The organism is Antribacter soli (genome assembly GCF_021568775.1).
GTDB lineage: Bacteria > Actinomycetota > Actinomycetes > Actinomycetales > Cellulomonadaceae > Antribacter > Antribacter soli.
Genome location: NZ_JAKGSG010000045.1, coordinates 28714 through 44627, shown reverse-complemented (window position 1 = coordinate 44627; position 15914 = coordinate 28714). Strand labels below are relative to the sequence as shown.

Sequence of the window (15914 nt, the reverse complement as noted above, 5' to 3'; positions counted from 1 at the left end):
CTAGCGTGATCGACGAGAGCACGCCGGGCTGTCCATCTACGGGCATGCGGCGCCGGTGTGCGCCAATCGACCAGCGAGGAGTACGCAGTCATGCGTGGTGTTGTGATGTACACCGCCGGCGACGTCCGGGTGGAGGAGCGCGAGGACCCGAAGATCCTCAAGCCCACGGACGCGATCATCCGTCTGACCGCGACCTGCATCTGCGGGTCGGACCTGTGGCCCTACCGAGGTGTCGAACCCGTCGATCACCAGGTGATGGGTCATGAGTACGTCGGGGTCGTCGAGGAGGTCGGCGCGGACGTCAAGAACGTCAAGGTCGGTGACTTCGTCGTCGGCTCGTTCGTGATCTCGGACAACACCTGCGAGATCTGCCGGTCCGGTTTCCAGTCGAAGTGCGTGCATGCCGAGTTCACCTCGCAGATCGGCACGCAGGCCGAGAAGGCCCGTATCCCCTATGCGGACGGCACCCTCGTGCCGACCCCCGGACGGCCAGACGAGGACCTGATCCCGTCGCTGCTCGCGGCGTCGGACGTGCTCGGGACCGGTTGGTTCGCCGCTGTCGCCGCACAGGCCGGCCCCGGCAAGACGGTCGCGGTCGTCGGGGACGGCGCGGTCGGCCTCATGGCGGTTCTCGCGGCCAAGCAGCTCGGGGCGGAACGGATCATCGCGATGTCCCGCCACCCAGAGCGGCAGGCCCTGGCCCGCTTCTACGGCGCGACCGACATCGTCGAGGAGCGTGGCGAGGAGGGCGTCGCGAAGATCAAGGAGCTCACCAACGGGCTCGGCGCACACTCCGTCGTCGAGGCGGTCGGCACGCAGGAGTCCTTCATGCAGGCCGTCGGCGCCACCCGCGGCGGAGGTCACCTCGGCTACGTCGGCGTCAACTACGACGTGGCGATCCCCGGCCTCGAGCTGTTCTTCGCCGGCATCCACACCCTGGGCGGCCCTGCCCCGGTGCGCCGGTTCCTGCCCGACCTGATCCAGCTCATCTGGGACCGCACGATCGACCCGGGCAAGGTCTTCGACCTCACCCTGCCGCTCGAGCAGGCAGCCGAGGGGTACAAGGCGATGGACGAGCGCCGGGCCACCAAGGTGCTGCTCACCCTCTGACACCGCACACATCCTGGGCCGGGCGGCCGGACACCTTTGCCGCCCGGCTCCGGACCTCGCAGACCTACCGTGGAGACCATGAGCACCACGATGCACGGGCTGTCGAGTGGCTCAGGCGGCGTCGAGCACGGCTCGCAGCTCGTCGGTGAGGTCCAGGGTCATCGCGTCGAGGGCGGCCTGGAGCTGGTCGGGCTTGCTGCCGCCGAGGATCGGGCGGATCGTCGGCGAGGTGCCGGCGAGCCAGGCGAGGACCACCTGCCCACGGGTCGCGCCGAGCTCGGCGGCGACCTTGTCGAGGGCTGCGAGCCGCCGGGTGGTGCCCGGGTGATCGTAGGCGTCCGGGACCGGCTTGGCGGGGTTGTCGTACGCGCCGCTGAGCAGCGGCGTATAGGCCCACGTCTCGAGACCTTCGACGACGGCGAGGTCGAGGTGCTCGTCGGTCAGCATGCCGAACCGGTGGCCCTGCCCGGCCGGGAGCTCGAACGGGCGTGGGTGCAGGTAGCTGAAGGAGTGCTGCAGCGCCGTCCACGGCGTCCGGCCCTGGGAGATCGCGTGCCGGCGTGCCCGCTCGACGAGCCAGGCCGGGTGGTTCGAGGCCCCGACCCGGACGGCCGTGCCGTCCTCGACGAGCTCTGCCATCGCGTCCGCGGTCTCCTCGACGGGAACGGCACGGTCCTCGACGTGGGCCCACGCGAGGTCGACGTGGTCGGTCCCGAGCCGTCGCAGGCTGTCCCCGAGCTGGGTCCGGATCGCGTCGCGGCTCAGTCCCGTGCGCGACGCCGGGTCGGTCGCGTCGATCGGCTCGGCACCGAACTTGGTGGAGATCAGCACGCGGTCACGCAGGCCGGGCCGGGCGGCCAGCCACCTGCCGAGCACGGCCTCGCTCTGCCCGCCATGGCCGGTCCGCGAGAGCCAGAAGCTGTAGCAGTCGGCGGTGTCGAGCCACCGCCCTCCGGCGTCGACGAACCGGTCGAGCAGCGCGAACGACGTCGGCTCGTCGACAAGGGTTCCGAACACCATCGTGCCGAGCACGAGACGTTCGGCGGGGGCAGCGGGGATCTCGGACATCGTTCCTCCGGGCGTTCGGTCGGCAGAGATACCCACGCTAGGAGCAGATCGGTCTGGCACGCCGATCCGATCCGGCGGCCGGGAACCGGACCAATCTTGGGCGAACCCCTTCGCGCCGCGCCGACATCGCCATCCTTGCCATGCGCCGCGGCCGGCCGTACCCCGCCGGGTCATCCCACGTACTCGAAGTGCCAGGACTCCTCGCGGCCGCCGCCCTGGCGCGCCCAGTAGGGGTGGACCCAGCCGTGGCGCGGGCCGTTGGCCGCGAGCCACGCGAACTCGGGCTGCCCGAACCGGAACCCGTCGTCCACGGGCACGTCCGCCGCAGCCGCCCAGCCGTGGTTCGACGTGCCCGGCTGGCCGGCGAGCCCGGCGCCGAACTCGTCGAGGACCTGGAGCTGCCAGTCGTACGGCCGGTAGCCGTACTCGACGCGCAGGGCCTTGCCGAACTCCGCCTGGAACTCCGCGCCGAGGCGCTCCCACGCGGCCGCGGCGTCGCACCCGAGATACTGGTCCTGCCCCTCGGGGCTGACGCCCGTCGGGCACAGGTCCTCGATCGCGAGCTTGCCGTTCGTCCCGTCCGCGACCGTGGCACGAGCGTCCCATGCGGCCGCCTCGATCGCGACGCGCACCGTCTCGCGCCGCTCGGCGGCGGCCTGCACGGAAGCGAGGTCGGCGAGGTCCACGGCCGCCGCGAGCACGGCCTGCCCCTCGGCGCGGTGAGCGGTGAGGGCGTCGAGGGCCGACGTCGGAGCACCGTCACCCTGCGTCCACTCGATGGTGAAGCCGGAGTCCCGCACGGAGATCTCGAGCTGGTGGGTGACGTGCTCGAGCGTCGCGGTCGCGGCCGGGAGCTCGGCGGCGGCCTGGCTCTCGCGCTCCGCCGCTGCGGCTGCCTCGGCCTGCGCCGACTCCCACGCGGCCTGGGCGGCGCGTACCGCCTCGGTCCCGGCAGCGAGCGCCTCCGCCGCCTCCCGGAGGGTGGCGACCCATTCCGTCGCGGCGGCGCTCACGGCCTCGGCCTCGGCGAGCGTGGCGTGGTCGGCAACGGCAGGCGGCGGGGCCGCGCCGGCCGCCTTAGCGGCGGCGACCTGGTCCGCAAGGCCGGCCCGGACGGCGTCGTCGGCCACCTTGCCCTGCGAGGCGGCGAGGACCTCCTCCGCGGTCGCGACCTGCGCGGCGAGGCCCGCCTGGGCCTCGCCCCCGTCGGCGACGACCTGCCCGACGGCGGCGCGCGCCTGGGCGAGCTGCTCGTCCGCGGCCTGTTGGGACCCGGCCCGGACGAACCCGTACCCGACGCCGCCGCCCAGCACGACGGCGAGCGCCACAAGCGGGATCACGAGCCGCCGCACCCGCTCGCGTCGGCGGCCCTCGCGCGGCGCCCGGTCCGGCACCTCGGGCGGCACCACAGCGCCCGACGGCGGACCCGCCGGGCTGAACCTCTCCGCGAAGTGCGACACGGCCCGCAGTCTCCCACGCCCGGCCCGCTGGGACACCGCCAGAGCGGCCCGGCGCCCGGGGGTGCTCGGGCGCTCCCCCCGCGGGCGGGCGGCTTCACGGTCGTCCGTCGAGCCGCCCGCCCACGGTGGCGGGTATTAGCCCCGGTAGCCGTTCGTCACGTAGTCGCGCGAGAAGGCGCCCGGGATGGTGAAGTACTCCGCCACGAGCTTCGCCGGGTCGGTGGCCATCTCGCCGCGGCCGGTCAGGTCGTCGCCGTGGTCCCAGCCCCAGGGAGCGTTGGCCGAGTTCGTGGGACAACCGCCGAACGTGCCCGAGCCGCAGCCGCCCGAGGTGTCACCCGCGAACGAGCCGTGGCTCGCGAACAGGTTCGCGTCGGCCCGGTGCGACCAGAGCCCGCCCGACCCGAAGATGTCGACGAGCGCGTAGCGGACGTCCCTGTCGTCCGGGCCGGAGGGCGACTCGGCGACGGTCGACGGGTAGTAGATCAGCCCGTCGCCGTTGATCTGGTACTGCGGGTGCGCCTTGAGGCCGTGACCCTTGGCCTCCTGCGCCGTCACGGGGTGCGCCAGCCCGTCCACCGGCGACGTGGTGAGGTTGAGCGTGCCGTCCACCGACTCCCGGCCGGACGTCCACGTGCTGCCAGGCGGCGTGTACGAGTAGAAGTTCGTGTGCGCCACGGTGACGGCCCCGCGCAGCACGCCGTAGGTGGAGCCGTCCTTCTCGACGGCGAGCAGCACGCCCTCGGCGTCGTTCTCGTGCTCGGAGTCGAACGGCTGGTCCACCCAGTCGCGCGGGTGGAAGAACAGGTACGTCAGGTACCAGTGCGTCGACGTCTCGACGACCGAGTAGTAGGCGTGCGCCGAGAACGACGCGCCGGACGCCCCCGCGTTGTCCCAGTTGTTGCGGCCGGTCCAGTCGCCGTCGAAGTCGATGCGCGCGACGTGGTCGGCGCGGCCGCCGAGTGCGTGGTCGCCCGTCTGGTCGACGTCCTGGTGGTGCACCGGCGCCCAGCGCAGCGCGAGCTGCATGACCGGCGCCTGACGTTCAGGGGGTGGGTCAGGGTTCCGAGTCGACGGAGCTCGTCTATACGGATGTGACCGGTTGCCGCAGGATGGTCCTGAGCTTGGCGGGTGCGGTTCGACGGGGGTCGCTGAGGTAGATCTCGTGATGGTCGCCGTTGAACGTGAGGCCGTTGTCGGGGAGATAGCGGTTGTGGAGGCGGTCCAGCGTGGGAGCCTCGTCGTCGTACGACCCGATGTGCAAGATCTGGACGCAGGTTCCTTCCGTGAGCGTGAGCAACCGGAGATCTCCGAGCGCATCGTTCTGCTTCTTCTTCGCAACGCTCTCGAGGGCGGACCGGACCATCGCCTCGGTGATCCAGTCCGGCTGGCCGATCATCATGGTCCACTCCCATGAGTCCTTGCGCCGGGTGAGGAATGCGGCGGGGTCGTCCGCTCGCCACAGCCCCTCCAACGGGCCGACCACGAAGTCCCGCCCGAGGGCGTTCTTGCTGGAGAACTTCAGCGCGTACGCCACCCCATAGAGGGCTTCCACCGCGTGCGCGTAGGCGGCGGAGGTGTTCGGATCGCCCCGGCCGCCGACCGCGATGTACCGCAGCTCGGGCACGTCGACCACCGTGAAGTCCTTCGACGGTGGGGCATACAGCTCGCGGCGGGCCTTCTTGACGTCGTACTTGTCCATCACAGCCTCCTTCGTGAGTGCGGCAACGGTGGCCTCGGTCCACCGGACACCTCGACTTCAGCCACCGAGGAACTCGGTGACCGGGCATGCTGGCTGCATGACCGCGCAGTCACCCTTCGGCGTCACGGCAGGCGCTGGGAGCCTTCGGCCCGCCGACGGGGTCACGCTCCCCCACGCATGGACGCCCGAGGGGATCATCGCCGGTCCGGCGAGCAACGGCGCACAGGTGCTCCATCTCGCCGTCGCGGTCTGCGTCCTCAACGACACCTTCCGCGAGGCGCGCCGGCTCGGCATCCCCGTCGACGGCGTCGCCGTGACCGCCGACGGCACCTTCGACGACCAGTGGCGTTCCACCGGCATCGTCTACACGCTCGCTGTCGACTCCCCCGCTCCGGCCGACGACGTCGAACGCCTCGTCGCGCGTGTCGACGACGTCGCCGAGATCCCGCGCACGATCCGCGCCGGGGCCGACGTCCGACGCTCGACCTCGGGATGAGCCTCGCGTGGCGCTGGCCGCCATCGGTGCCGCGTGCCCGGCGACCATCGCCCTAGTGGCCTCCGGCGCTGAGCTCGATCACGAAGACCCCGGCTGCGATCAGGACGATCCCGATCATCATCCGCACCGTGAGGCGCTCTCCGAAGAAGACGCGGGCGCCGACGGCGGTGAGCGCCACACCTGACGCCGCCCAGATCCCGTAGGCGATGCCCACGGGCATGCCGTTGGACAGGGCGAGGGTGAGGAGCCCGAACGCGGCCGCATAGGCGATCGCGACCGGAGCGATCCACACCTTCTTGCGCAGACCTTCCGAGGCGCGCAGAGCGAGCGTCGCGGTGACCTCGGAGACGATGGCGCCGGCCAGGATGAGCCACATCATGCGGGGTCCTCCTCGAGTTCAGCCTTGAGCTCGGGAGCCCCGTGCCCCGTCTCCACGAGTACGACACCCGCGATGATGATCGCGATACCGGCCCCGATGCCGATCGTCAGCTGCTCGCCGAACACCAGCGCGGCGAGCAGCGCGGTGAGCGCGACACCGGATGCGGCCCAGATCGCATAGACGGTTCCGATGGACGCCCCTTGGCGCAGCAGCGCTGCGAGGGCGACAAAGGCCCCGGCGTACCCCGCGACGGTGATGACCGCCCACCACGGCTGGTCCACCGCGGCTCGCAGAGCGAGTGTGGCGCTGACCTCGAGGACGATGGCGAGAGCGAGGATCCACCCGGTCTTCATGCCGACCGCCCTTCGATCAGGGTCTGCAGCGTCGCGATCAGGTGCGAGCGCTGCTCAGGGGTGAGAGCGACCACCCCGGTCGCCTCGACGATCCACGCGCCATTCGCTGCCAGCCAGGGCACGAGCAGATCGACGTCCGACTCCGTGTCGAAGTCGAACCAGGTCCTCAGGTATTCGAGCCAGGGCTTGGCGATGACGGGATTGCGGATCGACTCTGCAAAGACGACGAAGTCGGCCATCTCTGCCCCACCTCCCACCGCGAACTGCAGGAACGCCTGCACCCGCTCGCGAGGGGTCGAGTCCTCCACGGGACGCCCCAGCTCTGCTGCCATCTCGGCTTTCCATCGCGCGATCACGTGCTCGACGAGCGCCGTCATCAGCTGTTCCTTCGTCGCGAAGTGGTACATGAGCCCGGCCTTGGTCATCCCGGCGGCCTTCGACACCGACTCGAAGGTGATGTCGGCGCCCTGCTCGTTCACGACACGCAGAGCGGCGTCGAGCGTCTCTTCTCGTTGGCTTGGCCTCATGGCCGTAACTTTACCGTACGTACGGTAAAGTTACGGCACGGCCCACCGGTGCGCGCAGCGGCGTCGTTCGGGTGCGGCGTCAGAACGCTCGGTAGTCGGCGAGCGGCAGCCGCGGCCCGCGCCGCGGCGCCCGGTGCCGCCCGTCGATCATCAGCAGGCGGACCACCCGTTGCCGGTGCGGCGCATACGGCGCCAGAAGCCGCAGCATCCCGTCGTCGTCCGTGCGCTCGCCGGCCAACGCCCAGCCGACAGCGGCCGCCAGGTGGAAGTCACCCACGGACACGGCATCCGGGTCCCCGAACGCACGCTGCGCTACCTCGGCCGACGTCCACACGCCCACGCCCGGCACCTTCTCCAGCCGGGTGCGCGCCTCGGCGGGCGCCATAGCGCACGCCTCCTCCAGCCGCGGTGCCACCTGTGCACACCGCACCACCGTGCGGGCGCGTCCCGGATCGACGCCGGCGCGGTGCCACTCCCACACCGGGATGCGGGCCCACGTTCGCGCGTCGGGCACGACCCGCATCCCGTCGGGAATCGGCCCGGGTGCCGGCGTGCCGTGCCGGGTGAGGAGCCACCGCCACGCCCGGTGCGCCGTCACCGTCTGCACACGCTGCTCCAGCACGGCAGGCACGAGCGCCTCCAGCACCCGGCCGCTGGCCGACATCCGCAGGCCCGCGGCCCGGCGACAGGCGTCCCGCACCTGCGGCGGCGGCACGAAGCCCGTGGAGTCGTCGTCCTCGCCGAGCAGCACCGGCAGCGCCTCGGCCGCCTCGCGGGCGCCGTCGCCCCACAGGTGTACCACCACCTCGTTCGGCCCGGCCGGCACGAACCGCTGCGTCACCGGGCCGGTACGCAGCAACGACGTGCGCCAGACCGACCCGTCGGCCGCGCGATGGAACGTGGGGTCCGCCGGGCCGTGTCCGAGCGGCCCGAGCGTGAGGGCGACGTCGAGCCGGCGCGGCGACGTGTGGCGGACCGTGAGCACACTCCAGTGGATCACGCCTCGGCCGACGATCGTGAGCGGGCGCCGGGTGCGTGCACCCCGCACCGGTGCCACCGTGGCTCCATGCGCGTCGTCGTCGTCGGAGCCACAGGGAACGTCGGGACCGCACTGCTGCGCGCCCTGCACGAGGAGCCGCAGGTCACGTCGGTGCTGGGGATCGCCCGGCGCCTGCCGGACCGGAGCGCCGAACCGTACCGGGGCGCCGAGTGGGCTCCCGTCGACATCGCGGCCGAGGACACCGACGTCGTCGCGCTGCTCGCCGAGCACTTCCGCGGCGCCGACGCCGTCGTCCACCTCGCCTGGCTCGTCCAGCCGAACCGCGAGCGCGACCTGCTCCGCCGCACCAACGTGGAGGGCACCCGCCGGGTGGCCCAGGCCGTCGTCCGCGCGGGCGTGCCGCACCTGGTCGTCGCCTCGTCGGTGGGGGCGTACTCGCCCGTCGACGACGACGTGCCGCGGCGGGAGGACTGGCCGACCCAGGGCATCCCGACGTCGCACTACAGCGTCGACAAGGCGGCGCAGGAGAGGGTGCTCGACGAGCTCGAGGCCGAGCATCCCGAGGTGACCGTGGCGCGGCTGCGGCCGGCGCTGACCTTCCAGGCCGACGCCGCCCAGTCGATCGTGCGGTACTTCCTCGGCCCTCTCGTGCCTGTGCGGCTCCTGCGGTACGGCCGGCTGCCCGCGGTGCCGCTGCCCACGGGGGTGCGCATGCAGGCCGCGCACGCCGACGACGTCGCGGACGCCTACCGACGCGTGATCGTGGAGCGGGCCCGCGGGGCGTTCAACGTCGGGGCGGACGACCTGCTCGACGGCAAGGACCTCGCGCGGATCGTCGACCACGGCAGGCTCGTCGAGGTGCCGCCCGCCGTCGTCCGCCTCGCGCTCACCGCGGCGTATCGCGGCCACGTGGTCCGTCCCGATCCCGGCTGGCTCGACATGGCGATGGGCGCGCCCGTGCTCGACACCACCCGGATCAGGACCGAGCTGGGCTGGGCGCCGCGCCGCACCGCCGAGGATGCGGTCGAGGAGCTGCTCGGGGGTATCGCCGTCGGGCAGGGGCTGCGCTCTGCTCCCCTGCACCCGGGGACGGCCCGGCCCGCGGGCGCGTCCGTCATGCCACTGCGGCACGACAGGGACGTGCGGATCCCGGACTCGATGGATCGCTTCCTGTTCGGGCTCTACCTCTCCGACCACTTCTCCGGCGCGACGGCGGGCCTCGAGCGCATGGAGCTCATGACCGGGACCCACCGGGACACGCCCTTCCACGCCGAGCTGGCCGAGGCCACCGAGCAGCTGCGCGGCGAGCGGGAGCTCTACCGCGAGCTGCTCGACCGCCTCGGGGTGCCGCGGCGTCGGTACCGGCAGGTGGCGGCGTGGCTCACCGAGAAGGCGGGGCGGCTCACGCTGAACGGCCGGATCGCGCAGCGGTCGCCGATGACGGCGGTGCTCGAGGCGGAGCTCATGCGGTCCGCGGTGCTGGGCAAGATCGGCGGTTGGCAGACGCTACGCGAGCACGCCGCCGAGATCGGGTTGGACCCCGGGCAGTTCGACGAGCTCATCGTCCTGGCACGCCGGCAGATCGAGATGCTCGACCGCTTCCACGCGTACGCGCGCGGGCGGGCGTTCCGCCGGGAGCTCTGACCGAGCGAGCCTGACTCCGTTCCACGACTTGCGTCACCGGCAAGAGTGAATGTACAGTCACTCACATGACAAGGACAGCCCTCTCCACCGCAGAGCTCCGCAAGCCGGTCGTCGCCGCGGCCGCCGTGCGGGAGTTCGCCGGCGGCGGCTTCCACGGCACGACGATCGCCGACGTCGCTCGCGCGGCGAAGATCTCGCCGGCCTACGTCATCAAGCTCTACCCCAGCAAGGAGCGGCTCTTCGTCACCGCTCTGGAGACCTGCTTCGCCCAGGTGGTCGAGTCGCTGGCCGCCGGCGCGGACCGCGCTCAGGACCCGTCGCCCGACGGCGTGCTGCACGCGATGGGCGGCGCGTACGCCGAGCTCATCGGCGACCGCACGCTGCTCATGCTGCAGGTGCACGCACAGTCGGTGGCGGACGTGCCGGAGATCGGCGCGGCGCTGCGCGCCGGGCTCCGGCAGGTGGTCGACTACGCCAAGAGCCGCTCCCGGGCCTCCGACGAGGCGGTCCAGCGGTTCATCGCCTTCGGCCAGCTGTGCCACCTGATCGTGACCGCGCAGATCGACGACGTGCCCGAGGACTGGGCCCGGCTCCTCACCGAGGGCATCCGGCACCCGGCCTGACGGCCACCCTCAGGGCTCCCCTGCCCGACACCTCCCGACCTGACCCTCTTCAGCCAATCAAGTGAGTGACTGTTCACTCTTACCCGAACGGAGACCGACATGACCCAGCACACGACCCAGACCACCGACCAGTCCGGGGCCCCCACCGGCATCGACGACGCCGCGACCGTCGTCGTTCGCCGCGAGATCCGCATCGCCGCGCCGATCGAGCAGGTGTGGCGGCTGCACACCGACGTCGACGCCTGGCCCACCTGGCAGACCGACGTCGACACCGCCCACACCGACGGCCCGCTCCAGCCCGGCGCGACGTTCCGCTGGAGCACGCACGGCCTCGACGTCACCTCCACGGTCTACGCCCTCGACGCGCCGCACCGGATCCTGTGGGGCGGGCCGGCCATGGGCATCACCGGCATCCACGAGTGGACCTTCACCGCCGACGGCGACGCCACCGTCGTGCGCACGGCCGAGTCCTGGGAGGGCGACCCCGTCCGGGCCGACACCGACAACCTGCGCGCCGCGCTCGACGCATCCCTCGGGAACTGGCTCGAGCTCCTGCGCCAGACCGCCGAGACCAGGGCCGCCGAGCAGACGAAGCGCACGAGGCGGCGCCGCTTCGCCAAGGGGCTGGCCTGGGGCGCAGTCCTGATCACGGCCGCCTTCGTCCTGGCCGAGCCGTGGCTGCTGGTCCCTGTGCTCATGTTCGGTGCAGCCCTGAGCCTGTGGGACTGAGCCCGCACACGACCGGGAAGGGCCACGACATGAGCCTGACCGCGAACGCCCGCGTCGCGACGGCGGCGGGTGCGACGACGGGGGCGGCGGCCACCGCCGTCGGCCCGAGCCGGGCCGCCCGCACGGCAGTGCTCTCCGCGGCGAGCCTGACGATCATGGCCGCGGCGGTCATCGCCCCCAGCCTGCCCGCCATGGCCGAGGTCTACCAGGACGACGTGCTCGTACGGCTCGCCCTCACGATCACGTCCCTGGCCATCGGGCTCAGCGCGCCGTTCGCCGGTCTCCTCACCGACCGGCTCGGCCGGCGGCCGGTCCTGCTCGGCGGGCTGGTGCTGTACGCGGCGGCCGGCACGGCCGGGCTCGTGGTCACCGACCTGAGCGTGCTCCTCGCCACCCGAGCTGCGCTCGGCCTGGCCGTGGGCGCCGTGACGACCGCGGTGACGGCGCAGCTCACCGACTGGTTCTCCGGGCCGGCGCGCGCCACCTACCTGGCGTTCCAGCAGGCCGCGGCCAGCCTCGGCGGAGTCGCGCTGCTGCCGCTGGCCGGGGTGCTGGCAAGCACGGGGTGGCGGGCACCGTTCTGGCTGTACGCGGCCGCAGTGCCCGTCGCGGTCCTGGTGCTCGTCACGGTCCGCGACGCAGCTCCCGGCGGTGCGGCCCCCGTGGCACGACCACCGGCCCCGGCCGACGGCGTGCCCGACTCCGGCCGGACGAGCCTGCTCCGCCGGCGGGTTCTCGGCCTGTACGCCCTGGCGTTCGCCGCGACGGCCGTGTTCTACATGGCGCCCACCCAGCTCCCGTTCCTGCTCGGCGAGCTCGGCGCCGGGCCGGCTCTGGTCGGCGTCGCGATCGCCGGGACCACGCTCACCGGCCTGCTCGGCTCGCTCGCGTTCCCCACCGTGCGTCGCCGGCTGTCCCCCGCGGCCATCACCCTCACCGGTGTGGTGGCGCTCGGGACCGGCTGGTTCCTGGTCGGGCGGGCCGACGGGGTCACGGTCGTCGTCGCGGGACTGCTCGTGGGCGGGCTCGGCGTCGGGCTCACGGTGCCCAACCTCAACCTCCGGCTCGGCGAACTGGCCCCGGCCGCCCGGCGCGGTCAGGTCCTCGCGGGTCTCGTGACCGGCGTCTTCCTGGGCCAGTTCGCCTCACCGATCGCCGTCGGGCCGCTCGTCGCCGCCGCCGGGCTGAGCGGTGCCTTCACCTGGGCCGGCCTCGTCACGGCCGTCGGGGCGGCCGTAGCCGCACCCCTCCTGCTCCGGCCCCGCCGGACCTGACCACACCCTCGAACCACCCTCAGCCCACACCCACCGAAGAACCCACCGCAAGGAACGAATCATGATCATCCACGGCAACCGCTTCACCCTCCGCCCCGACGCCGACGCCGCCCAGATCGAGGAGGCCCTCGAGAGCCTGCGCAACCAGGGCCGCGTCATCCCGTCCGTGAAGTCCTTCGTGGTCGGCCGCGACTTCGGCGGCGAGTACGAGTGGGGCGCGACGTTCATGATCGAGGACCTCCAGGGCTACTGGGAGTACCTCGTCCACCCCGCCCACCGGAACACCGACCAGGTCGGTCTGCCGCTCGTCGACAAGTTCGCGTCGTTCGACATCACGGACGACCCCGACCCGGAGATGGGCGCCAAGATCGCCGCGCTGCACCAGCGCCGCTACGACAGCGACGCGACGCTGACCCAGCTCGTGTCCGACCTCGGCGAGTACAAGGGCAGCGCCGCACCCGGCGCGCACGGGGAGCGGTGACCCGACCGTAGACCGGCGACCGCACCGAGGGTCCTCCGACCTGGAGGGCCCTCGGCCATGCCCGGGGGCGGGCGACCGGCGTCGGCTGTCGTGCCGGGTACTGCCCAGACCGACCAACCCCCGCCCGCCCGCCCAGATCCGATGGTTTCGTTTTGCCTTGTCTTCCCATTACCAGTGCTGGCGTTTGACGTAGGCGCCAGCCTGGCCTGCTGGCTCGACCCGCGGAAACGATGTCGAGAACGGACGAAGTAGACAGCCGCGCAATATCCCTCATATGCACGCAAACAGAGCGTCCCACCGCGGTGGAGACGGGCCCGAGCGGCGGGCCGTCGAAGACTTGACGATCTGTGCAGAAACCGTGCAGGGTCTGGCCTGAAGCCGAGGGCGGCGCGTCCTTCCGGCCTCCCTCTTTCGCCTCTCGAGAGGGAAGAGACCCCATGGCATCATTCGTGACCCGCCTGCGCCCCCGGTGGCTCCTGCCGGTCGTCGTCGGCGTCGCGGTCGTCCTCGGTGCCGCCGCCGCTCTCGCGCCGACCATCGCCGAGAACATGGCCGGAAACGACGGGTCGGTCGATCCCCGGTTTGACCGCCCCTTGATCACCTCGTCGCCGGACGCGAGCGCCAGGGCGTCCGCGACGGCCAGCCCGAGCCCCAGCCCGAGCCCCTCGGACACCGCCGCGGCCGAGGCAGCCGCTGCGGCCGAAGCGGCCGCTGCGGCGGAGGCGGCTGCAGCAGCCGAGGCCGCGGCGGCGGCGGAGGCGGAGGCGGCCGCGGTGTCCGTGGCCCCGCCGCCCAGCGCAGGTACGGCGGCGGGCTACGCGTCGATGAACGGCGGCACCCGCGGGGGCCAGGGCGCGGCCACCGTGCACGCGTACGTCCTGTCCGCCGTCGCGGGCCAGTACGGCGGCGCCGGGAACGCGCTGTACGCGCTGCTCGAAGAGCACCGGGACCGCGGCGCCGACCAGGGCCTGGTCATCTACGTCGACACCCCGATCTCCGAGGCCAACCTCTCGGAGAGCAGGATCGACGTGAAGGACGTCCAGCACGTCTCGATCCTCGGCGTCGGAACGAGCGGCGAGCTTGACGGAGTCGGCATCACCGTCACGCGCTCGCACGACGTCGTGATCCAGAACCTGGCGATCCACCACGTCGACACGGGCGACAAGGACGCCGTCAGCATCACCGACCACTCGACCAACGTCTGGATCGACCACAACGAGCTCTACAGCGACCTTGCGGCCGACCCGGACTACTACGACGGCCTCGTCGACATCAAGCAGAACTCCCAGTACGTGACGGTCTCGTGGAACTACATCCATGACCACCACAAGACGTCCCTGGTGGGGCACACCGACGACCCGTCGGTCGCACCCGACAACATCACCTACGCGTTCAACCACTTCCAGAACGTCAAAACGCGCGTCCCGCTGATCCGGTATGCGCACGTGCACATGCTGAACAACTACTTCGACAGCATCGGCACCTCGGCGATCAACGCCCGCGGCGGCGCCCAGGTCCTGGTCGAGGGGAACTACTTCTACCGCACGGGCAGCGGCAACGCCGACAGCCACGCGGGCCAGATCCAGGGCCCGGTCGGCTGGTGGTACGGCACCGACACGGGCGGCTCCTGGAACCTTCGGGACAACGCGTTCGAGGAGACGGCGCACGACCACCTGACCTCGACGACGGACTTCACCGTCCCCTACGGCTACGCCGCGATGCGGCCCGGGGACGCGCGGGCCGCCGTACTGTCCGGAGCCGGCACGGGGGTGCTGAGCATCCAGCCGTGAGCTGAGCCGGCCGTACCACCTCCGCCGAGGCCGACGCCGACGCCGACGCCGCCAAGCCTGCCGACGGCCCCCCCCCCCCCCCCCCCCGGGGGGGGGGGGGGGGGGGGGGGGGGGGGGGGGGGGGGGGGGGGCGGTCGTCGGTCGTCGGTGGGTCAGTGCGCGGTGACCAGCACCGGGACGCGGTGCTCCAGCCGCTCCACGAGCGCCGCGCACGCGGCCGCCAGCGGGACGAGCACGAGGTTGCCGAGCAGCATCGTCCGCAGGAACGGCAGGCCGGCCACATAGCTCGCGAGAAGGCCGTCGAGCCCCGGGGCGTAGTACGACTCGCGGCCCATGAGCCACACGCCGAAGTTGGTCCAGAGGAAGAACCACACCGACCCGGCGACGCCGAAGCCGGCCGCGACACCGAACCGGCGCAGGCCGGTCCCCCAGCGCCCGAGACGGCGCACCGGGAGGGCCGCCAGGCCGATGACGGCCCAGGCCGACCAGGTGAAGAGCAGGATCGACGTGTTGCCGAGCGCGAGGTCGCTCGCGACCACCACGACCAGCGGCACGAGCGCGGCGAGCCGGTGGCGCAGCAGGAGCGCCGCGAGGAACGTCGCCGCGGTCGTCAGCTCGAGGTTCGGCGGGGCGCCGAGATCCTCGCGCACGAGGCGCCACACCACGGCGGCGACCGCCACGAGGACGACCACGGCGGGGCGCCACCAGCGCGCGAGCAGGTCGCGCGCCGTCAGGCCGTCCGAGCGGCCATCCGGGGTCAGTACGTCTCGAGCTTCCATGTGATCTCCTGACCGGTCGTCGTCACGAGCGAGCCCGCGCCGACGGTCGCCATCGCGCCGTCGACGTAGAGCGCCCAGAACTCCTTCGCCGCATCGTCAGCGGCGCGGCCGCCGATGCTGGTCACGTACGCCATCTCGCCCTCGCCGCTGACCTCGGCCGAAGGGTCGGACTCCAGCAGCAGATCCAGGGCGGTGCGACCGTCCTGGCCTTCGTACGACCACTCGGTCACGTCGGCCGACGCGCTCGCGGACGGGCTCGCGGAGGTGGCCGAGGCGGCGGACAGGGTCGTGTCGGCGGCCGGCTCGGTACCGGCGCAGCCGGCCAGCAGGCCGGCGGCGAGGACGGTGGTCAGCGCGGTCGTCAGGACTCTCGTCCGCACAGCCGCCGACGTGTGGCCGCTCGTCGCACGGGCACGGCCCAGCGAGCGGAAGTTCTGGAGGATCATGGTCACGAGTCTACGGACGGCCCGTCGCCGCGTGCAGGGGCGTCCATCCCACG

The 15914-nt window shown here is 72.4% G+C and carries 18 protein-coding genes; 8 read left to right on the top strand and 10 right to left on the bottom strand.

Features of this window, described 5'->3' with window-relative positions; translation table 11 throughout:
• Positions 1-90 precede the first annotated feature (90 nt).
• Positions 91-1110 (top strand): zinc-dependent alcohol dehydrogenase family protein, encoded by a 1020-nt coding sequence (locus tag L1785_RS16630; protein WP_236090405.1) that lies wholly within the window; start codon positions 91-93, stop codon positions 1108-1110.
• 111 nt (positions 1111-1221) lie between these two features.
• Here L1785_RS16630 and L1785_RS16625 read toward each other — a convergent pair whose 3' ends face one another.
• From L1785_RS16625 to L1785_RS16610, 4 genes are all read right to left on the bottom strand, one after another.
• Positions 1222-2178, bottom strand: coding sequence for an aldo/keto reductase (locus tag L1785_RS16625; RefSeq protein ID WP_236090404.1), 957 nt, complete (start codon positions 2176-2178; stop codon positions 1222-1224).
• Positions 2179-2348: 170 nt separating this feature from the next.
• Complete coding sequence (locus tag L1785_RS23270) at positions 2349-3638, bottom strand: M15 family metallopeptidase (protein ID WP_236090403.1); 1290 nt, start codon at positions 3636-3638, stop codon at positions 2349-2351.
• Between the two features lie 135 nt (positions 3639-3773).
• Positions 3774-4667, bottom strand: coding sequence for a hypothetical protein (locus tag L1785_RS16615; protein ID WP_236090402.1), 894 nt, complete (start codon positions 4665-4667; stop codon positions 3774-3776).
• A gap of 55 nt (positions 4668-4722) precedes the next feature.
• On the bottom strand, positions 4723-5340 hold the full coding sequence (locus L1785_RS16610) for a GyrI-like domain-containing protein (protein ID WP_236090401.1): 618 nt from the start codon (positions 5338-5340) through the stop codon (positions 4723-4725).
• 97 nt (positions 5341-5437) lie between these two features.
• On the opposite strand from L1785_RS16610, the gene L1785_RS16605 reads away from it, so the two are divergent.
• Positions 5438-5836 (top strand): OsmC family protein, encoded by a 399-nt coding sequence (locus L1785_RS16605; protein ID WP_236090400.1) that lies wholly within the window; start codon positions 5438-5440, stop codon positions 5834-5836.
• A 52-nt stretch (positions 5837-5888) separates the two neighbouring features.
• On the opposite strand, the gene L1785_RS16600 is transcribed toward L1785_RS16605, so the two are convergent.
• The 4 genes from L1785_RS16600 to L1785_RS16585 form a co-directional block, all read right to left on the bottom strand.
• A complete protein-coding gene (locus L1785_RS16600) occupies positions 5889-6215 on the bottom strand; it encodes a DMT family transporter (RefSeq protein WP_236090399.1) in 327 nt (108 codons plus the stop codon).
• Positions 6212-6568: a DMT family transporter gene (locus tag L1785_RS16595; RefSeq protein ID WP_236090398.1), complete on the bottom strand. Its 357-nt coding sequence runs from the start codon at positions 6566-6568 to the stop codon at positions 6212-6214. The genes L1785_RS16600 and L1785_RS16595 overlap by 4 nt, the downstream gene beginning before the upstream one ends.
• Positions 6565-7095: a TetR/AcrR family transcriptional regulator gene (locus L1785_RS16590; RefSeq protein WP_236090397.1), complete on the bottom strand. Its 531-nt coding sequence runs from the start codon at positions 7093-7095 to the stop codon at positions 6565-6567. Before L1785_RS16590 ends, L1785_RS16595 begins: the two co-directional genes overlap by 4 nt.
• Positions 7096-7174: 79 nt before the next feature.
• Positions 7175-8152, bottom strand: coding sequence for a DNA-3-methyladenine glycosylase family protein (locus tag L1785_RS16585; RefSeq protein WP_236090396.1), 978 nt, complete (start codon positions 8150-8152; stop codon positions 7175-7177).
• Positions 8153-8161: 9 nt separating this feature from the next.
• Here L1785_RS16585 and L1785_RS16580 point away from each other — a divergent pair, with 9 nt between their 5' ends.
• The 6 genes from L1785_RS16580 to L1785_RS16555 all read left to right on the top strand — a co-directional run bounded on the left by L1785_RS16580 (position 8162) and on the right by L1785_RS16555 (position 14636).
• Positions 8162-9739, top strand: a complete 1578-nt coding sequence (locus L1785_RS16580) for an NAD-dependent epimerase/dehydratase family protein (RefSeq protein ID WP_236090395.1) — start codon at positions 8162-8164, stop codon at positions 9737-9739.
• A gap of 65 nt (positions 9740-9804) precedes the next feature.
• Positions 9805-10362 (top strand): TetR/AcrR family transcriptional regulator, encoded by a 558-nt coding sequence (locus tag L1785_RS16575; protein ID WP_236090394.1) that lies wholly within the window; start codon positions 9805-9807, stop codon positions 10360-10362.
• Between the two features lie 99 nt (positions 10363-10461).
• A complete protein-coding gene (locus tag L1785_RS16570; RefSeq protein ID WP_236090393.1) occupies positions 10462-11091 on the top strand; it encodes an SRPBCC family protein in 630 nt (209 codons plus the stop codon).
• A 29-nt stretch (positions 11092-11120) separates the two neighbouring features.
• Positions 11121-12365 carry an MFS transporter gene (locus L1785_RS16565; RefSeq protein WP_236090392.1) on the top strand — a complete coding sequence of 415 codons (1245 nt, stop codon included), beginning with the start codon at positions 11121-11123 and terminating at the stop codon, positions 12363-12365.
• Between the two features lie 61 nt (positions 12366-12426).
• Positions 12427-12846, top strand: a complete 420-nt coding sequence (locus L1785_RS16560; protein ID WP_236090391.1) for a Dabb family protein — start codon at positions 12427-12429, stop codon at positions 12844-12846.
• Between the two features lie 437 nt (positions 12847-13283).
• The gene (locus L1785_RS16555) at positions 13284-14636 is read left to right on the top strand and encodes a pectate lyase family protein (RefSeq protein ID WP_236090390.1); all 1353 of its coding nucleotides are present in this window, start codon (positions 13284-13286) and stop codon (positions 14634-14636) included.
• 152 nt (positions 14637-14788) lie between these two features.
• On the opposite strand, the gene L1785_RS16550 is transcribed toward L1785_RS16555, so the two are convergent.
• Both L1785_RS16550 and L1785_RS16545 read right to left on the bottom strand, forming a co-directional pair.
• Positions 14789-15415, bottom strand: a complete 627-nt coding sequence (locus L1785_RS16550; RefSeq protein ID WP_236090389.1) for a DUF6580 family putative transport protein — start codon at positions 15413-15415, stop codon at positions 14789-14791.
• Positions 15394-15861: a DUF4430 domain-containing protein gene (locus tag L1785_RS16545; protein ID WP_236090388.1), complete on the bottom strand. Its 468-nt coding sequence runs from the start codon at positions 15859-15861 to the stop codon at positions 15394-15396. Before L1785_RS16545 ends, L1785_RS16550 begins: the two co-directional genes overlap by 22 nt.
• Between the last annotated feature and the right edge of the window lie 53 nt (positions 15862-15914).

What these genes read in the sequence shown, in the direction of transcription:
- L1785_RS16595 (WP_236090398.1), bottom strand. Translation starts at nt 6,568, where the DNA reads ATGAAGACCGGGTGGATCCTCGCTCTCGCCATCGTCCTCGAGGTCAGC.
- L1785_RS16615 (WP_236090402.1), bottom strand. Translation starts at nt 4,667, where the DNA reads ATGCAGCTCGCGCTGCGCTGGGCGCCGGTGCACCACCAGGACGTCGAC.
- L1785_RS16590 (WP_236090397.1), bottom strand. Translation starts at nt 7,095, where the DNA reads ATGAGGCCAAGCCAACGAGAAGAGACGCTCGACGCCGCTCTGCGTGTC.
- L1785_RS16575 (WP_236090394.1), top strand. Translation starts at nt 9,805, where the DNA reads ATGACAAGGACAGCCCTCTCCACCGCAGAGCTCCGCAAGCCGGTCGTC.
- L1785_RS16610 (WP_236090401.1), bottom strand. Translation starts at nt 5,340, where the DNA reads ATGGACAAGTACGACGTCAAGAAGGCCCGCCGCGAGCTGTATGCCCCA.
- L1785_RS16630 (WP_236090405.1), top strand. Translation starts at nt 91, where the DNA reads ATGCGTGGTGTTGTGATGTACACCGCCGGCGACGTCCGGGTGGAGGAG.
- L1785_RS16570 (WP_236090393.1), top strand. Translation starts at nt 10,462, where the DNA reads ATGACCCAGCACACGACCCAGACCACCGACCAGTCCGGGGCCCCCACC.
- L1785_RS16605 (WP_236090400.1), top strand. Translation starts at nt 5,438, where the DNA reads ATGACCGCGCAGTCACCCTTCGGCGTCACGGCAGGCGCTGGGAGCCTT.
- L1785_RS16565 (WP_236090392.1), top strand. Translation starts at nt 11,121, where the DNA reads ATGAGCCTGACCGCGAACGCCCGCGTCGCGACGGCGGCGGGTGCGACG.
- L1785_RS16625 (WP_236090404.1), bottom strand. Translation starts at nt 2,178, where the DNA reads ATGTCCGAGATCCCCGCTGCCCCCGCCGAACGTCTCGTGCTCGGCACG.
- L1785_RS16560 (WP_236090391.1), top strand. Translation starts at nt 12,427, where the DNA reads ATGATCATCCACGGCAACCGCTTCACCCTCCGCCCCGACGCCGACGCC.
- L1785_RS16600 (WP_236090399.1), bottom strand. Translation starts at nt 6,215, where the DNA reads ATGATGTGGCTCATCCTGGCCGGCGCCATCGTCTCCGAGGTCACCGCG.
- L1785_RS16555 (WP_236090390.1), top strand. Translation starts at nt 13,284, where the DNA reads ATGGCATCATTCGTGACCCGCCTGCGCCCCCGGTGGCTCCTGCCGGTC.
- L1785_RS16550 (WP_236090389.1), bottom strand. Translation starts at nt 15,415, where the DNA reads ATGGAAGCTCGAGACGTACTGACCCCGGATGGCCGCTCGGACGGCCTG.
- L1785_RS16545 (WP_236090388.1), bottom strand. Translation starts at nt 15,861, where the DNA reads ATGATCCTCCAGAACTTCCGCTCGCTGGGCCGTGCCCGTGCGACGAGC.
- L1785_RS16580 (WP_236090395.1), top strand. Translation starts at nt 8,162, where the DNA reads ATGCGCGTCGTCGTCGTCGGAGCCACAGGGAACGTCGGGACCGCACTG.